Here is a 13,171-nt window from a genome sequence, read left to right on the forward strand (position 1 = left end):
GCCTGCATGTGTCAACGCCACCGTCCCGGGCCCTCGTGGGAGTGGCGGGGGAGGGGTCCTCTGCTCAGCCGTCGAGGCGGGCGCAGTCGTCCGGGCCCAGCGCGGCCGGTGCCGCGGCGCCCAGCTGCTCGAGCACCATCGCCTGGACCAGCGGGTCACGGGGGAGCTCGCCGTGGGTGACGCGGGCGCGGGCGCAGACCGACTGCACCGGCAGCTCCAGCGCGCCCTCCAACCGAGCGGACTCCGGCGGCGTCACCGTCTCGTCCTGCGCCGTCCAGATGGACACCCAGACCGGGCCCTCCGGCGTCTCGTCGTCCGCGTTGAGCCCGACGAGCAGCGGGCTGCCGCTGGCCAGCTGGCGGCAGGCCTCGGGGCACTGCTCCGGCGCCACCTGCCCGGCCATGTCCGCGAGCGTGGTGCCGTGGTGCGGCGAGCCCAGCGTCACGATCCGCCGGGCGATGGCCGCGCCGCCGTCCGCCGCCCACAGCCGGGCGACCACGCCGCCCGCCGAGTAGCCGACGACGTCGACGCTCCCCGCGCCGGTGCGGTCCAGGGCCTCGTCGACGGCCTCGGCCAGCGCGTCGGCGGCGGCGGTCAGGTCGCCGGTGCCCTCCCCGGGTAGCGCCACCACCGCCACGTCCCGGCCCTCGGCGGCCAGCCGGTCGGCCAGCGGCTGCAGCGCGGCGGTCGACCCGCCGTAGCCGGGCACGAGCAGCACCGGGCCGGGGGTCTGCTGCGACACCGGCTCGCGGCCGGCGGCGCCCGAGAGCCGGCCCAGCAGCAGCGCCGCGCCGGTGACCACGACGGCGACGACCACGAGGGCCAGGACGGTGACGACCAGGCGGCGTCGGGCGGGGGCGAGACCGGCGAGCACCCCTCCACTGTCCCTGCCCCGGCGGGCCTGGTGGACTGCGGACGTGGAGCGGGCGCCGTGCTGAGCCGCGAGGAGTACCTCGCCGCCTGGTCGACGTGGCACGGCGGGGCCGACCCGGCGGCCAGCCGCCTGGTGCACGGCTGGCTCTCCGGCGTCTACGCGCTGGCCCGCCGGGTCGCGGGGCTACCGCCGGTCGCGGTGACCGCTGCGGGACTGCTGGTCGCGGCGGCCGCCGTCGTCCCGGCCGCGGCCGGCGGTCCCTGGCTCGTGCTCGCCGGGGTGCTGGTCGGCCTCTCCGCCGTCCTCGACGGGCTCGACGGCGCCGTGGCGATCGCCACCGGCCGGGCCTCGCGCCGGGGTTTCGTCCTCGACTCGGCCGTCGACCGGCTCAGCGAGGGGGCGTTCGCCGCCGCGCTCTGGGTCGCCGGCGCTCCCGGCTGGCTGGCCGCGGTGTTCGGCGCGCTGTGCTGGCTGCCGGACTACCTGCGCGCCCGGGCCGGGCAGGCCGGTGTCACCGAGACCGGGGAGCTGTCGGTCTGGGAGCGCCCGACCCGGGTGGCCATGACCGGCTTCACCCTCGGCGGGGCCGGGGTGGTGGCCGGCTGGGGGTGGGACGCGGCGGTGGTCACCTGCGGGACGGCGGTCGGCTGCCTGCTCGGCGTCGTCGGCGTCGTCCAGCTGGGGACGGCGCTGCGGCGGGCGCTGGCCGACTGAGGGAGGACCACGCTTCCCCCCGCGCCTCGCGCGCTCGGCGCGGGCCCCGGAAGGGTGGCCGCCGTCCTCCCCAGCCCTCGCAGGCGCGGGCAGTGCCCTGGGCGGGGCCGCCCTTCCCCCGCGCCTCGCAGGCTCGGCGCAGAACCCTGCAGGCTGGCCCGGCGCGGTACCCGGGCGGCTCCTAAGGTGTTGGGGTCGTCCTCCGACGTCCACCGGGCGTCCCGCCGAACGCCGTCCCCAGGGAGCCCCTCGTGCCCGTCGTCGTCACCGGCTCCATCGCCACCGACCACCTGATGACCTTCCCGGGCAAGTTCACCGAGCAGTTCGTCGAGGGCCAGATGGAGAACGTGTCGCTGTCGTTCCTGGTCGACGACCTGGTGCAGCACCGCGGCGGCGCCGGCGCCAACATGGCCTACGGGCTGGGCCTGCTCGGCCTCGCGCCGGTGCTCGTCGGCGCCGTGGGCAGCGACTTCGCCGACTACGACGCCTGGCTCAGCCGGCACGGCGTGGACACCGCGAGCGTGCACTGGTCGGAGCTCAAGCACACCGCCCGCTTCGTCTGCACCACCGACGTGGTGAACAACCAGATCGCGTCGTTCTACTCGGGCGCGATGTCCGAGGCGGCGTCCATCGAGCTGGCCCCCGTCGCCGCCCGCGTGGGCGGGCTCGACCTGGTCGTCGTCGGCCCCAACGACCCGACGGCGATGGTGCGGCACACCCAGGAGTGCCGGGACCGCGGCTACGCCTTCGCCGCCGACCCCAGCCAGCAGCTGGCCTGGGCCGACGGCGAGATGATCCGCGACCTCGTCGACGGCGCCGACCTGCTGTTCACGAACGAGTACGAGGCGGCGCTGCTGCTGCAGAAGACCGGGTGGAGCGACGCCGAGGTGCTCGACCGGGTCGGCACGTGGATCACCACCCGCGCGTCCGACGGCGTGCTCGTGCGGCAGGCCGGCGCCGAGCCGATCGAGGTCATCGCCGTCCCGGAGACCAAGCCGGTCGAGCCCACCGGCGGCGGGGACGCGCTGCGCGCCGGGTTCATCGCCGGCCGGATGTGGGGGCTGGGCCTGGAGCGGGCCACCCAGCTGGGGTCGGCCGTCGCCACCGAGGCCGTCGAGGTCATCGGCACCCAGGAGTACGAGCTGCGGCGCGAGCCGTTCCTCCAGCGCTTCACCGACGCCTTCGGTGCCGACGCCGCCGAGGAGATCGCCGAGCACCTGCCCGCCTGAGCCGTCGCTGCGAGGGCGGCTACTGCTCGCGCAGCTGCTCGCCGATGGTCGGGTCCTCGGCCCAGCGGCGGTAGGGGATCCGCTTGATCTCCCGGACCTCGCCGAGCGCCGTCCACTCGTTGCCGCCCAGGCGGGCCAGCGGCCTCAGGCGCTCGATGCGCGGCCGGCCGCCCTCGACGGCGCTCTCCCACACGCTGACCAGCTCCACCCGGCCGAACACCACCGTGCTGTCACCCAGCCGGACCGTCGAGTGCAGCGTGCACTCCACCGCGACCGGCGACTCCGCGACCCGGGGGACGCCGACCCGCTCGCTCGGCTCCAGCACGACCCCGACCTCCTCGGCCTCGCAGACCCCGTGCGGGAAGTCGGTGCCCGTGGCGTTGACCTGCTCGAACAGCCACTCCGGGGTGAGGCTCACGGTGAACTCGCCGGTCGCCTCGACGTTGTCGAGGGTGTCCTTGCGGCCGACCGAGGTGAACTGCACGACCGGCGGGGACACGCAGGCCACCGTGTAGAAGGAGTGCGGCGCCAGGTTGACCAGCCCCTCGGCGGACCGGGTGGCCACCCAGGCGATCGGCCGCGGCACCACGACCGAGTTGAGCACCCGGTAGAAGGCGCCGCCGTCCATGGCCGCCGGGTCGAAGTGCACACGCTCTTTCGGGCTGCTCACCCGGCCATGGTCTCCCGGGCCACGGGGACGCCGCCGACCGGGCGGCCGCGCCACGACAGCGTGCCCCGCCGCCGCCCGGCCACCGACCCGGCCAGCAGGACGTCGAACAGCAGCATCGACACCGGGTGCGCCAGCGAGTCCGGCCAGACCCGGCTGCCGGTCGCCGCGGCCGACACCGCCCGTCCGGCCACCCCCGCCGCGTAGCCGACCAGCCCCGCCCGCGACCCGCGCAGCGCGGCCAGGGCGGGCAGCACCCAGACGGCGGTCAGCCCGGCCGCGACCGCGACACCCGCCCCCGGCGACCCGCCGACCGAGGCCCACAGCGACTTGGCGTAGCCGGCCCGCAGCGCCGGCCAGCCGTCGTACATCCGGCAGGCGGCCAGCCGTGACCCGTCGACCGGCACCGCCCGCCCGCCGGCCCTCTTGACCGCCCGGGCCAGCGCGACGTCCTCGATCACCTCACCGCGCACCGCGCCGTGCCCACCGGCCCGGGCGTACGCCGACCGCCGGACGACGAGGAACTGGCCGTTGGCCGCGGTCAGCGACGGCCGCGGCGAGCGCTCGGCCAGCCGCACCGGCAGCGTGGTCACCCACAACCAGGGGCCCAGCGGCTGCACGAGCCGCTCGGCGGCGGTCGCGGTCACCGGCCGGGGCCAGGGCGAGACCAGGTCCAGGCCGTGTGCATCGAGGACGGCGACCGCTCCGGCCACCGCGTCGGGGAAGAGCCGGACGTCGGCGTCGAGGAAGACCAGCACGCCGTCGTGCCCGTCGTCCCCGTCGGCGCCGGCTCCCGTGGCGCAGGCGTGCGGCTTGCCCAGCCAGCCCGGCGGCGGCTCGGCCGCGGGGACCAGCCGCACCCGGGGGTCGGCGACCGCGCGCACGACGTCGGCGGTGCCGTCGGTGGAGCCGTCGTCCACCACGACCACCCGCAGGTCCGGCACGCCGTGCTGGGCGAGGACCGCCGCCAGGCAGCCGCCGACGTGCGCCTCCTCGTCCCGCACCGGCAGCACGACCGTGACCGGCCGGCGCACCGGCGGCGGCCCCGTCGGCGGACGGCGGAGCAGCGCCACGTTGACCGCCGCGTGCAGGGCCCCGGCGACCGCCGCACCGGAGAGGACCCGCAGCAGCCGCCCGCTCACGAGTCCTCCCCGCGGTACTCCTCGACCGCCTGCGCGGACGCTGCTCTACCCATGGCCGGGCTCGCGAACTCGCTCACCTCGTCCGGCGGGCCTGCACCGTCAGGGCGGCCAGCACCGGGACGGCCAGCAGCGCGCCCCACACCGCCGACCCGGGCAGCCCCAGCCAGCCGGCGTGCGCGACCGCGCCGCCGAGGGTCATCCAGCCCAGCACCAGCAGCGGGGCGCCGTCGCCGGTGCGCGGCAGCTCCGAGGCCGTGCGGGCCACCAGCACGTCGAGCAGCGTCATCAGGACCAGCCCGGCCAGCAGCCAGCCGGCCAGGTTGGTGAGCGGCACCGTGTCGATGCCCGGCAGGGACGGCCGCGGGTGCGCCCAGGTCCAGTAGCCGGCCTGCACCATCTGCGGATCGAGGACGACGTCCCACCCGGCGAACACCGCCGCGGCCACTCCCACGCGGGCCGGGCGCCGCCGCCCGGGGCGCACGCCGCGGGTGAGCCGGCGGGCCAGCAGCCAGCTCGGCCAGGCCATCATCAGCCAGGCCAGCGGCACGAGGAACGGGACGCCGAGCAGCGTCGGCCCGAGGTCGTCGCTGTAGGTGTACTCGCCGTACGGGAACCCGGTGGCCAGGCCGACCGCCTCGAACACCACGGCCGTGGCCGCGGTGACCAGCAGGACCCCCGCTCCCGTACGCGCGCCCCGGCTGACCGCCGCGTGCACCACCGACACCGTGGAGCCCAGCAGCACGATGGTCCAGCTGACGGCGTCGCGGACGGCGCCGCCGTCGGTCAGCGGGTAGGCGATCGCGGTGAGCACCAGCAGCACCGCGGGCACCCACGGGAGCGCGGTCGGCCGGCTGCTCGGGCGCGCGGCGAGCAGACCGCTCACCGGCGCACCCTTGCCAGGCCGCGCCGGAGGGCCTCGCGGGCGCGGGCGGGCACGCCCCGGTCGCCGAGGACGACGCGGGCCGCCGTCCGCCCGGAGTTGCCCGACACCCCGCCGCCGGGGTGGGTGGAGGCGCCGGCGAGGTAGAGGCCGGCCAGGCCGGGCACCCGGTAGCCCGACAGCGCCGGCGTCGGCCGGAAGCCGAACATGCTGGCCAGCCCCATCTCCACGTGCATGACGTTGCCACGCAGCAGCGACAGTTCCCGCTCCAGGAGCAGCGGGGTCTGCACGTAGGTGCGCTGCACCGAGGCGGCGAAGCCGGGCGCGAAGCGGTCGACGGCGGCGACCAGCCGGTCGGCCTCGGTCTGCGCGAGAGCGTCCCAGTCGGCGCCGTCGGCCAGCGCGTAGGGGTACCACTGCCCCCACACCGTGACCACGTGCTGCCCGGGCGGGGCGAGGGTGTCGTCGGTGGCCGAGAAGCACATCGCCAGCGGCACCGGCTCCCGCGGCAGCCGGCCCGCCAGCCAGTCGCCGTGGGCGGCGGCCAGCTGCGCCCGGTCGGTGCACAGCAGCTGCAGCCCGCCCAGCGCCTGCTCGGGCGCCACCCCGGGGTAGGCCGGCGGGCCGTCGGTGAGCGCCCGGACCACCAGGCCGAAGCCGTTGCCCACCGGCGGGGCGGCGTCGGCCAGCGCGGGCGGTGCGTGCTCCCCGGCCAGGTCGCGGGTGGCCAGCACGTGGCAGGCGGCGACGACGACCGGGGCCGCGACCCGCCGTCCCGAGGCCGTCCCGACGCCGGTCACCCGGCCGTCCTCCACGAGCAGCCGGGCCGCGGCGTCCCCGAGGGCGACGTGCCCGCCGTCGGCCTCCAGCCGGCGGCGCAGCGCCTGGGTGAGCCCGCCGGAGCCGCCCACCGGGTGGCCAGGGGGGACGTCGTGCAGCAGCGTCGCCCAGGCGACCATCGCCGCGGTGCCGGGCTCCGACACCGGGGGGCCCGACTGCGCGCCGAACCAGGCCAGCGCCGCCTTGAGCCGCTCGCTGGTGAACCACCGGTCCAGCAGTGCGTCGCCGGAGCCGAGGAAGTCGACGGCGATGTCGCCGCCGGAGGTCCGCGGCCGGCCGTCGGTGGGCGCGCCGATCGGCCAGAAGGATCGGGCCAGGCCGCCCACGGTCGGCCGCCGCGCGAAGGAGCCGACGACGGCGCGGCTGCGCGGCGCCCACACCTCGACGAAGCGGCGGTAGGCGGCGGCGTCCTCCGGCCCGCAGGCCGCGGCGATCGAGGCACAGGTGGCCTCGAGGTCGACGGAGAACACCAGCGGCCGGCCGTCGGGGCCGGGGTCGCCGGGGGAGGGGGCGGGCGCGAAGCCCCAGGGGTCGCAGTCGACGTAACGCAGGCCGTGCGCGGCGAGGTCGAGCTCCTCGACGATGCCGCTCTGCCGGATGATCACGTGCGCGCTCGAGCCGCGGTCGACCCGCACGCCCGGCCAGCGCTCCACGGTCGACACCGCGCCGCCGAGCACCTCGTCGCGCTCGACGACCTCCACGCGCAGCCCGGCGCGGGCCAGGTAGCAGGCGGCGACCAGCCCGTTGTGCCCGGCGCCGACGACGACGGCGTCGACGGCGGTGTCGACGGCGGTGTCACCGTCCGCGGCCTGCCCTCCGGTGCTCGTCGGCCGCCGCAGCCCTGCTGCACCCCTGCGTGAGCTCGCCAGCTCGCTCACGTGCGGTCGGACCGGGGCGCCGGCGGCGGCAGCGGCAGGCGGGCGCCGAGGATGGCGAAGGGGCGCGAGTCGCCGGGGAAGCGGTGGTTGCGGGCCAGGTCGACGAAGCCGTCGGCGTGGTACAGCCGGAAGGCCTTGGTGTCGTTGTCCGGGGTCGACAGCAGCGCCGCCGGGTAGGGCAGTCCGGCCACCAGGGCGTGCAGCAGCTGGCGGCCCAGGCCGCGGCTCTGGTGGTCGGGGTGCACGTGCAGCTCGCAGACCTCGAAGGCACCGGGCAGCCAGCGCTTCGCCGTCCGCCGGTCGAGGGCGGCGCGCACCTGGTCGTGCCACCACTGCCCGGGTGCGATCAGGTAGCCGTAGCCGAACCCGACGAGGACCTCCCCGTCGCGGGTCTCCACGAAGGCGCCGACCGCGCGGAACCCGGGGCGCTCGGTGTGCTGGATGGCGTAGCCGTACCGGCCGGCGACCACCGAGGGGCTGTAGCCCATCGCCTCGCCGTAGATGGCCAGCGCCTCGTGCATGTGGTCGCGCAGCCAGCCGGTGGGCAGCTCGGTGACCCGCGCCGCGGGCGTCGTCCCGGTCACGAGTGCACCGCCTCGGGTAGCACCGCCGGATCGTCGCCCACCTCGGCGGCGGTCCCGCCGGTCAGCCGCAGCAGCTCCTCGTAGCTGGTCGGGAAGACCGCGTGCGGATGTCCGGCTGCGGCCCAGACCCGGTCGTGCCGGGCCAGCTCGATGTCGACCAGCGTGCCGATCGGCTCCGGGTGGCCGATCGGCGCGACGCCGCCGATCGGCTGGCCGGTGTGCCGGCGCACGAAGTCGGCCGACGCCGGGTGCACGTCGCGGACGCCGAGCAGCGCAGCCACCTTCGCGACGTCGACCCGGTGGGCGCCGCTGGTGAGGACCAGCAGCGGCGCGCCGTCGACGTCGAACAGCAGGCTGTTGGCGATGGCTCCGAGCGGGACGCCGAGCTCTCCGGCTGCTTCGGCGGCGGTGCGGGCGCTGCCGGTCAGCTCGAGCACCTGGCCGGTGGCGCCGGTCTCGGCCAGCAGGGAGGAGATGGCGGCCACCCGCGGGTGCTCGGGTCGGCTCATGCGTCGATCCTGCCATCGGCCCGGGCGGTCCGCCCCCGGCCCGGGCGCCCCGGCCGGCCGGGACGCCGGCGGAGCCGGCTGCGCGTCCGCTTGACGTCGTCGGTGCCGTCGGGTGTACTCATCGTCGTTCGAACACGCGTTCGAACGACGGCCCCCCGCCGCACCGTGGTCCTTCCCCACCCGGTGCGGCGGGCCGGGGCCGGTGGGGCGGCGGAGCGGTGGGGAGTCTGTCATGAGCCGGGTGCTGGGCGGGGTCGGCGAGCGGGTCGGCGAGGAGGTGCAGGTGGAGCGCGGGCCGCTCGGGCCGGCGCAGTTCTGGCGCGGGCAGTCCCGCTATGTCGTCGGCGAGCTGCTCGACTCGTGGGTGGAAACCGCCCCGTGGTGGCAGCGCGGTGCCGCGGGAGCCGGTGGCGCCTCTGCCGAGCTGGTCGCCAGCCGCCAGGTGTGGCGGGTCGAGGCGGTCCGGGCCGGCCGGTCGCGCATGAGCTTCGCCGGCGTCTTCGACCTCAGCTGGGAGTCGGCGGACAACCGCTGGTCGCTCGTGCGGGTGCACGACTGATGGGAGCCGTCCGCGTCATGGCCGACCAGCTGCCCCTGCCCCCGCCGCTGCCCCCGGCTGCCCGCCAGCTGCTCGACCAGGCCACCCGGGCGCTGGCCGAGGCGGCGGCGAACGCCGACGCCCGCCAGCGCTACGCCACCGCACACCTGGGCGCGCTGCGCGCCGCCGCCGCGGTGCTGGCCGCCCGCACCCGACCGGAGTCCGGGCGGCGCCGCCCGCGCAGCGCCTGGGTGCTGCTCGGCCAGGTCGCGCCCGAGCTGGGGGAGTGGGCCACCTTCTTCGCCGCCGGCGCGGCCAAGCGGGCCGCCGCCGAGGCCGGGCTGTCCCACGCGGTCACCGACCGCGAGGCCGACGACCTGGTCCGCGACGTGCGGGCCTTCCTCGCCGTCGTGGACAACACCCTGGGCAGCACGCCGCCGCCGGAGTCGCCCCGGCGCGCGCGTCCCCGGGTGGTCGGCGGGTCCGGGCACCGGAACGGGAGGTGAGACCCGACCCCTTCGTCCACCTCCACGTCGCCTCGGGCTACTCCATGCAGTACGGGGCCAACCACCCGGCCGACCTGGTCGAGCGGGCGGCCGAGCACGGCATGCGGGCCCTGGCGCTCACCGACCGCGACGGGCTCTACGGCGCGGTGAAGTTCGCGCTGGCCTGCCGGGCTGCCGACGTGCGTCCGCTGTTCGGGGTGGACCTGGCGGTGACGCCCTCGGTGGACTCGACCGTCCCGCCGGCCCTGGCGCCGGTGGTCGGCGGTGCGCACTCGACGCAGCGGGCACGGGCCCGCCGGCCGAGCGCACCGGACGACGCGCCCGGTCGCGCCGGACGCCGTTCACCGGCCCGCGGCGGGGCCAGCGTCGACCCGCGGCTGCCGCGGGTCACCTTCCTCGCCAGGGACGGCGCCGGCTGGCGCTCGCTGTGCCGGCTGACCAGCGCGACCCACCTGCGCGGCACCCGCGGGGAACCGGTGAGCTCGCTGGCGCTGGCCGCCGAGCACGCGCCCGGGCTGGTGGCCCTGCTGGGCCCGGACTCCCAGGTGGGCCGGGCGCTGGCCGCCGGGCGGGCCGACGTGGCCTCCGCCCGGCTGGCCGCCTGGCGCGCGGTGTTCGGCCCCGGCTCGCTGGTGCTCGAGGTCGTGCACCACCGCGGCCGGGGCGACCGCTCCCAGGCGCAGGCGCTGCTGCGCTTCGCCGCCGCGGAGGGGGTGCCGGCGGTGCTGACCAACGCGGTCCGTCACGTCGACGCCCTGGACGCACCCACCGCCGACGTCCTGGACGCGGCGCGCCGGCTGGTCCCGCTGGACGCCCGGCACGTCGACCGGCGCACCGCCGAGGGCTACCTGAAGTCGGGCAAGGAGATGGCGGAGGTCGCCGAGGACCTCGTCGGCCCCGACCGCGACGCCGCGCTGCGGCTGCTGGAGCGCACCGCCCGGCTGGCCGAGCAGTGCGCGGTCGACGTCCGGGCCGACCTCGGTGTCGGCACCGTGCGCTACCCCGAGCTCGACGTGGTCACCACCCCGGCCGAGCAGGGGATGGGCCCCTCGCAGGTGCTGCGCTCCCGCTGCGAGGCCGGGCTGGGCCGGCGGGGGATGGCCCGGACGGCGGAGGTGGCCCGGCGGCTGGACGACGAGCTGGCGGTCATCGACGCCCTCGGCTACCCGTCCTACTTCCTCACCGTCGCCGACGTGGTCGACCTCATCCGGAGCCTGAGGGTCCGGGCCGCGGCGCGGGGCTCGGGCGCCGGCAGCCTGGTCACCTACCTGCTGGGCATCTCCGATGTCGACCCGATCCGGTACGGCCTGCTGATGGAGCGCTTCCTCTCCCCGCTGCGCCACCAGCTGCCCGACGTCGACATCGACGTGGAGTCCGCCCGCCGGATGGAGGTGTACGACGCGGTCCTCGACCGCTTCGGCGCCCACCGGGTCAGCTGCATCTCGATGATGGACACCTACCGGGTGCGGCACGCCATCCGCGACGTCGGCGCCGCGCTCGGGCTGCCACCGGCCGAGGTCGACGCGGTCGCCAAGGCCTTCCCGCACATCCGGGCCAACCAGGTGCACGCCGCGCTCAAGGACCTCCCGGAGCTGCGGGCCAGCCGGCTGGGCGCGCGACGCGGCGGCGGCACCGGCGACCTCGACCTGCTCTTCGACCTGGTCGCCCGGCTCGACGGGCTGCCCCGGCACATCGCGCTGCACCCGTGCGGCGTGCTGCTGTCCGACGCCACGCTGCTCGACCGCACCCCGGTGGAGAACAGCTACCTGGGCTACCCGATGAGCCAGTTCGACAAGGACGACGTCGAGGAGCTCGGTCTGCTCAAGCTCGACCTGCTCGGCATCCGGATGCAGTCGGCGATCGCGCACGCCCTCGACGAGGTGGCCCGGGTCGACGGCGAGACCGTCGACATCGACGCCGTCCCACGCGACGACCCGACGACGTTCGAGCTGATCCGCAGCACCCGGACCCTCGGCATGTTCCAGATCGAGTCGCCGGGGCAGCGGGAGCTGGTCGGCAAGTTCGGGCCGGAGACGTTCGAGGACATCGTCATCGACATCTCGCTGTTCCGGCCCGGCCCGGTGAAGAGCGACATGGTCACCCCGTTCCTGCTGGCCCGGAACGGCTGGCAGGACCCGGTCTACCCGCACCCCGACCTCGCGCCGTTCCTGGAGCAGACCGCCGGCGTCGTGGTCTTCCACGAGCAGGTCCTGCAGGTCGTGGCCCAGATGACCGGCTGCGACCTGGCCCAGGCCGACGAGGTCCGCCGTGCGCTGGGGGACCGGGAGTTGCACGCCGAGGTGCGGGCCTGGTTCGTGCCCGAGGCGCTGCGGCGCTACCCGGTGGAGGTGGTCGAGAGGGTGTGGGAGGTGCTGGTCGCCTTCGGCTCCTTCGGCTTCTGCAAGGCCCACGCAGCGGCGTTCGCCCTGCCCACCTACCAGTCGGCGTGGCTGAAGACCCACCACCCGGCGGCCTTCCTCGCCGGGGTGCTCACCCACGACCCCGGGATGTACCCGAAGCGGCTGATCCTCGACGACGCCCGCAACTTCGGCGTCCGGGTGCTGGGTCTGGACGTCAACGCCTCGGCCGGCACCTACCGGGTCGAGCGGCTCGGGTCGGCAACCGACCCTGAGGGTGGACTCGAGGTCGAGGGTTGGGGCTGGGTGCGCCCGGAGTGGATGCCGGCGGCGATGCCCGACCCGTCCCGCTACGGCATCCGGCTGTCCCTGACCGACGTGAAGGGCATCTCCGGCGAGGAGGTGGAGCGGGTCGTCGCCGGGCAGCCCTACCGCTCGCTCACCGACTTCTGGCACCGGGCGTCGGTGTCCCGGCCGGTGGTGGAGCGGCTGGTGCTGGCCGGCGGCTTCGACTCCCTCTACGGCTTCGGGGTCCGCGACCGCGAGGCCGGCCGGCCCACCCGCAGCCGCCGGCAGGTCACCCGCCGCGACCTGCTGCTGCAGATCGGCGAGCTGGACCGGTGGAGCCGCAGCGGCGCGAAGGCCGCCACGACCGGACAGCTCAGCCTCGACCTCATGGGCCTCGACACGGGCACCGAGCTGCCCGGTCAGGAGGCGGAGGAGCCGGGGCTGGGCTGGGCCGAGGGCAGCGGCCTGCCCGAGTTCACCGACGCCGAGCTGGTGCGCGCCGAGTTGGAGGTGCTCGGCCTGGACGCCAGCCGGCACGTCGTCGACTTCTACCGGCCGTTCCTCGCCGCGATCGGCGCGGTGCCGGCCGGGGAGCTGCTCTCCAGCCGCAGCGGTGCCGAGGTGCTGGTCGCCGGGGTCAAGGTGGCCACCCAGACGCCGCCGATCCGCTCCGGGCGCCGGGTGGTCTTCGTGACCCTCGACGACGGCACCGGCTGCACCGACTCCACGTTCTTCGAGGACGCCCAGGGCCCCTACGCCTCGACGGTCTTCCACTCGTGGCTGCTGGTCATCCGTGGGGTGCTGCGGCGCACCGGTCCGCGCGGGGTCTCGCTACGGGCCACCGGCGCCTGGGAGCTGCCGGCACTGCACGAGGCCTGGGAGACCGGCGGGCTGGAGGCGGTGGCCGAGCAGATGGCCACCCCCGGCGGGTACACCGAGGAGTCGATCGCCGGTGCGGCGGCCTCACGCGGCTCGCGGCCGGTGGTGGTCAAGCCGGTGCTGGTGCACCCCACGGGTTTCCGGATGTCGCCCTACGCCGACATCAAGCCGGCCGGGGAGGACGCCATCACCGTGGCGCGCCGTGACGCCACCCGCAGGGGGACGTCGTCGGCGCCGCGCAAGCTCTGGCACTCCAGCCCGGGCAGCTCCGGCCACTGATGAAGGG

12 protein-coding genes are annotated in these 13,171 nt (G+C 76.6%); 5 read left to right on the forward strand and 7 right to left on the reverse strand.

Translation table 11 applies throughout. From position 1 onward, the window contains the following. Positions 1 to 64 precede the first annotated feature (64 nt). Positions 65 to 874: a lipase family alpha/beta hydrolase gene (locus ACWIX3_RS13850; protein WP_448607931.1), complete on the reverse strand. Its 810-nt coding sequence runs from the start codon at positions 872 to 874 to the stop codon at positions 65 to 67. Positions 875 to 931: 57 nt separating this feature from the next. Between ACWIX3_RS13850 and ACWIX3_RS13855 the strand changes: the two genes are divergently transcribed. Together ACWIX3_RS13855 and ACWIX3_RS13860 are read left to right on the forward strand one after the other, a co-directional pair. Continuing rightward, the gene (locus tag ACWIX3_RS13855; protein ID WP_448607932.1) at positions 932 to 1,588 is read left to right on the forward strand and encodes a CDP-alcohol phosphatidyltransferase family protein; all 657 of its coding nucleotides are present in this window, start codon (positions 932 to 934) and stop codon (positions 1,586 to 1,588) included. A 251-nt stretch (positions 1,589 to 1,839) separates the two neighbouring features. Continuing rightward, on the forward strand, positions 1,840 to 2,817 hold the full coding sequence (locus ACWIX3_RS13860) for a carbohydrate kinase family protein (RefSeq protein ID WP_448607933.1): 978 nt from the start codon (positions 1,840 to 1,842) through the stop codon (positions 2,815 to 2,817). Positions 2,818 to 2,836: 19 nt separating this feature from the next. On the opposite strand, the gene ACWIX3_RS13865 is transcribed toward ACWIX3_RS13860, so the two are convergent. From ACWIX3_RS13865 to ACWIX3_RS13890, 6 genes are all read right to left on the reverse strand, one after another. Further along, positions 2,837 to 3,487 (reverse strand): flavin reductase family protein, encoded by a 651-nt coding sequence (locus tag ACWIX3_RS13865; RefSeq protein ID WP_448607934.1) that lies wholly within the window; start codon positions 3,485 to 3,487, stop codon positions 2,837 to 2,839. After that, positions 3,484 to 4,626 carry a glycosyltransferase gene (locus tag ACWIX3_RS13870; RefSeq protein ID WP_448607935.1) on the reverse strand — a complete coding sequence of 381 codons (1,143 nt, stop codon included), beginning with the start codon at positions 4,624 to 4,626 and terminating at the stop codon, positions 3,484 to 3,486. Before ACWIX3_RS13870 ends, ACWIX3_RS13865 begins: the two co-directional genes overlap by 4 nt. A gap of 73 nt (positions 4,627 to 4,699) precedes the next feature. Beyond that, positions 4,700 to 5,509 carry a carotenoid biosynthesis protein gene (locus ACWIX3_RS13875; RefSeq protein ID WP_448607936.1) on the reverse strand — a complete coding sequence of 270 codons (810 nt, stop codon included), beginning with the start codon at positions 5,507 to 5,509 and terminating at the stop codon, positions 4,700 to 4,702. Beyond that, positions 5,506 to 7,224 (reverse strand): phytoene desaturase family protein, encoded by a 1,719-nt coding sequence (locus tag ACWIX3_RS13880; RefSeq protein ID WP_448607937.1) that lies wholly within the window; start codon positions 7,222 to 7,224, stop codon positions 5,506 to 5,508. The genes ACWIX3_RS13875 and ACWIX3_RS13880 overlap by 4 nt, the downstream gene beginning before the upstream one ends. Beyond that, the gene (locus ACWIX3_RS13885; protein ID WP_448607938.1) at positions 7,221 to 7,808 is read right to left on the reverse strand and encodes a GNAT family N-acetyltransferase; all 588 of its coding nucleotides are present in this window, start codon (positions 7,806 to 7,808) and stop codon (positions 7,221 to 7,223) included. The genes ACWIX3_RS13880 and ACWIX3_RS13885 overlap by 4 nt, the downstream gene beginning before the upstream one ends. Beyond that, complete coding sequence (locus ACWIX3_RS13890; protein ID WP_448607939.1) at positions 7,805 to 8,317, reverse strand: YbaK/EbsC family protein; 513 nt, start codon at positions 8,315 to 8,317, stop codon at positions 7,805 to 7,807. Before ACWIX3_RS13890 ends, ACWIX3_RS13885 begins: the two co-directional genes overlap by 4 nt. Positions 8,318 to 8,549: 232 nt before the next feature. On the opposite strand from ACWIX3_RS13890, the gene ACWIX3_RS13895 reads away from it, so the two are divergent. The 3 genes from ACWIX3_RS13895 to ACWIX3_RS13905 are packed head-to-tail and all read left to right on the forward strand — an operon-like array spanning position 8,550 to position 13,164. Continuing rightward, the gene (locus ACWIX3_RS13895) at positions 8,550 to 8,876 is read left to right on the forward strand and encodes a DUF6504 family protein (protein WP_448607940.1); all 327 of its coding nucleotides are present in this window, start codon (positions 8,550 to 8,552) and stop codon (positions 8,874 to 8,876) included. Beyond that, positions 8,876 to 9,361: an SAV_6107 family HEPN domain-containing protein gene (locus ACWIX3_RS13900; protein WP_448607941.1), complete on the forward strand. Its 486-nt coding sequence runs from the start codon at positions 8,876 to 8,878 to the stop codon at positions 9,359 to 9,361. Before ACWIX3_RS13895 ends, ACWIX3_RS13900 begins: the two co-directional genes overlap by 1 nt. After that, the gene (locus ACWIX3_RS13905) at positions 9,358 to 13,164 is read left to right on the forward strand and encodes a DNA polymerase III subunit alpha (protein ID WP_448607942.1); all 3,807 of its coding nucleotides are present in this window, start codon (positions 9,358 to 9,360) and stop codon (positions 13,162 to 13,164) included. The genes ACWIX3_RS13900 and ACWIX3_RS13905 overlap by 4 nt, the downstream gene beginning before the upstream one ends. Positions 13,165 to 13,171 lie beyond the last annotated feature (7 nt).

The organism is Geodermatophilus sp. URMC 60 (genome assembly GCF_053502585.1).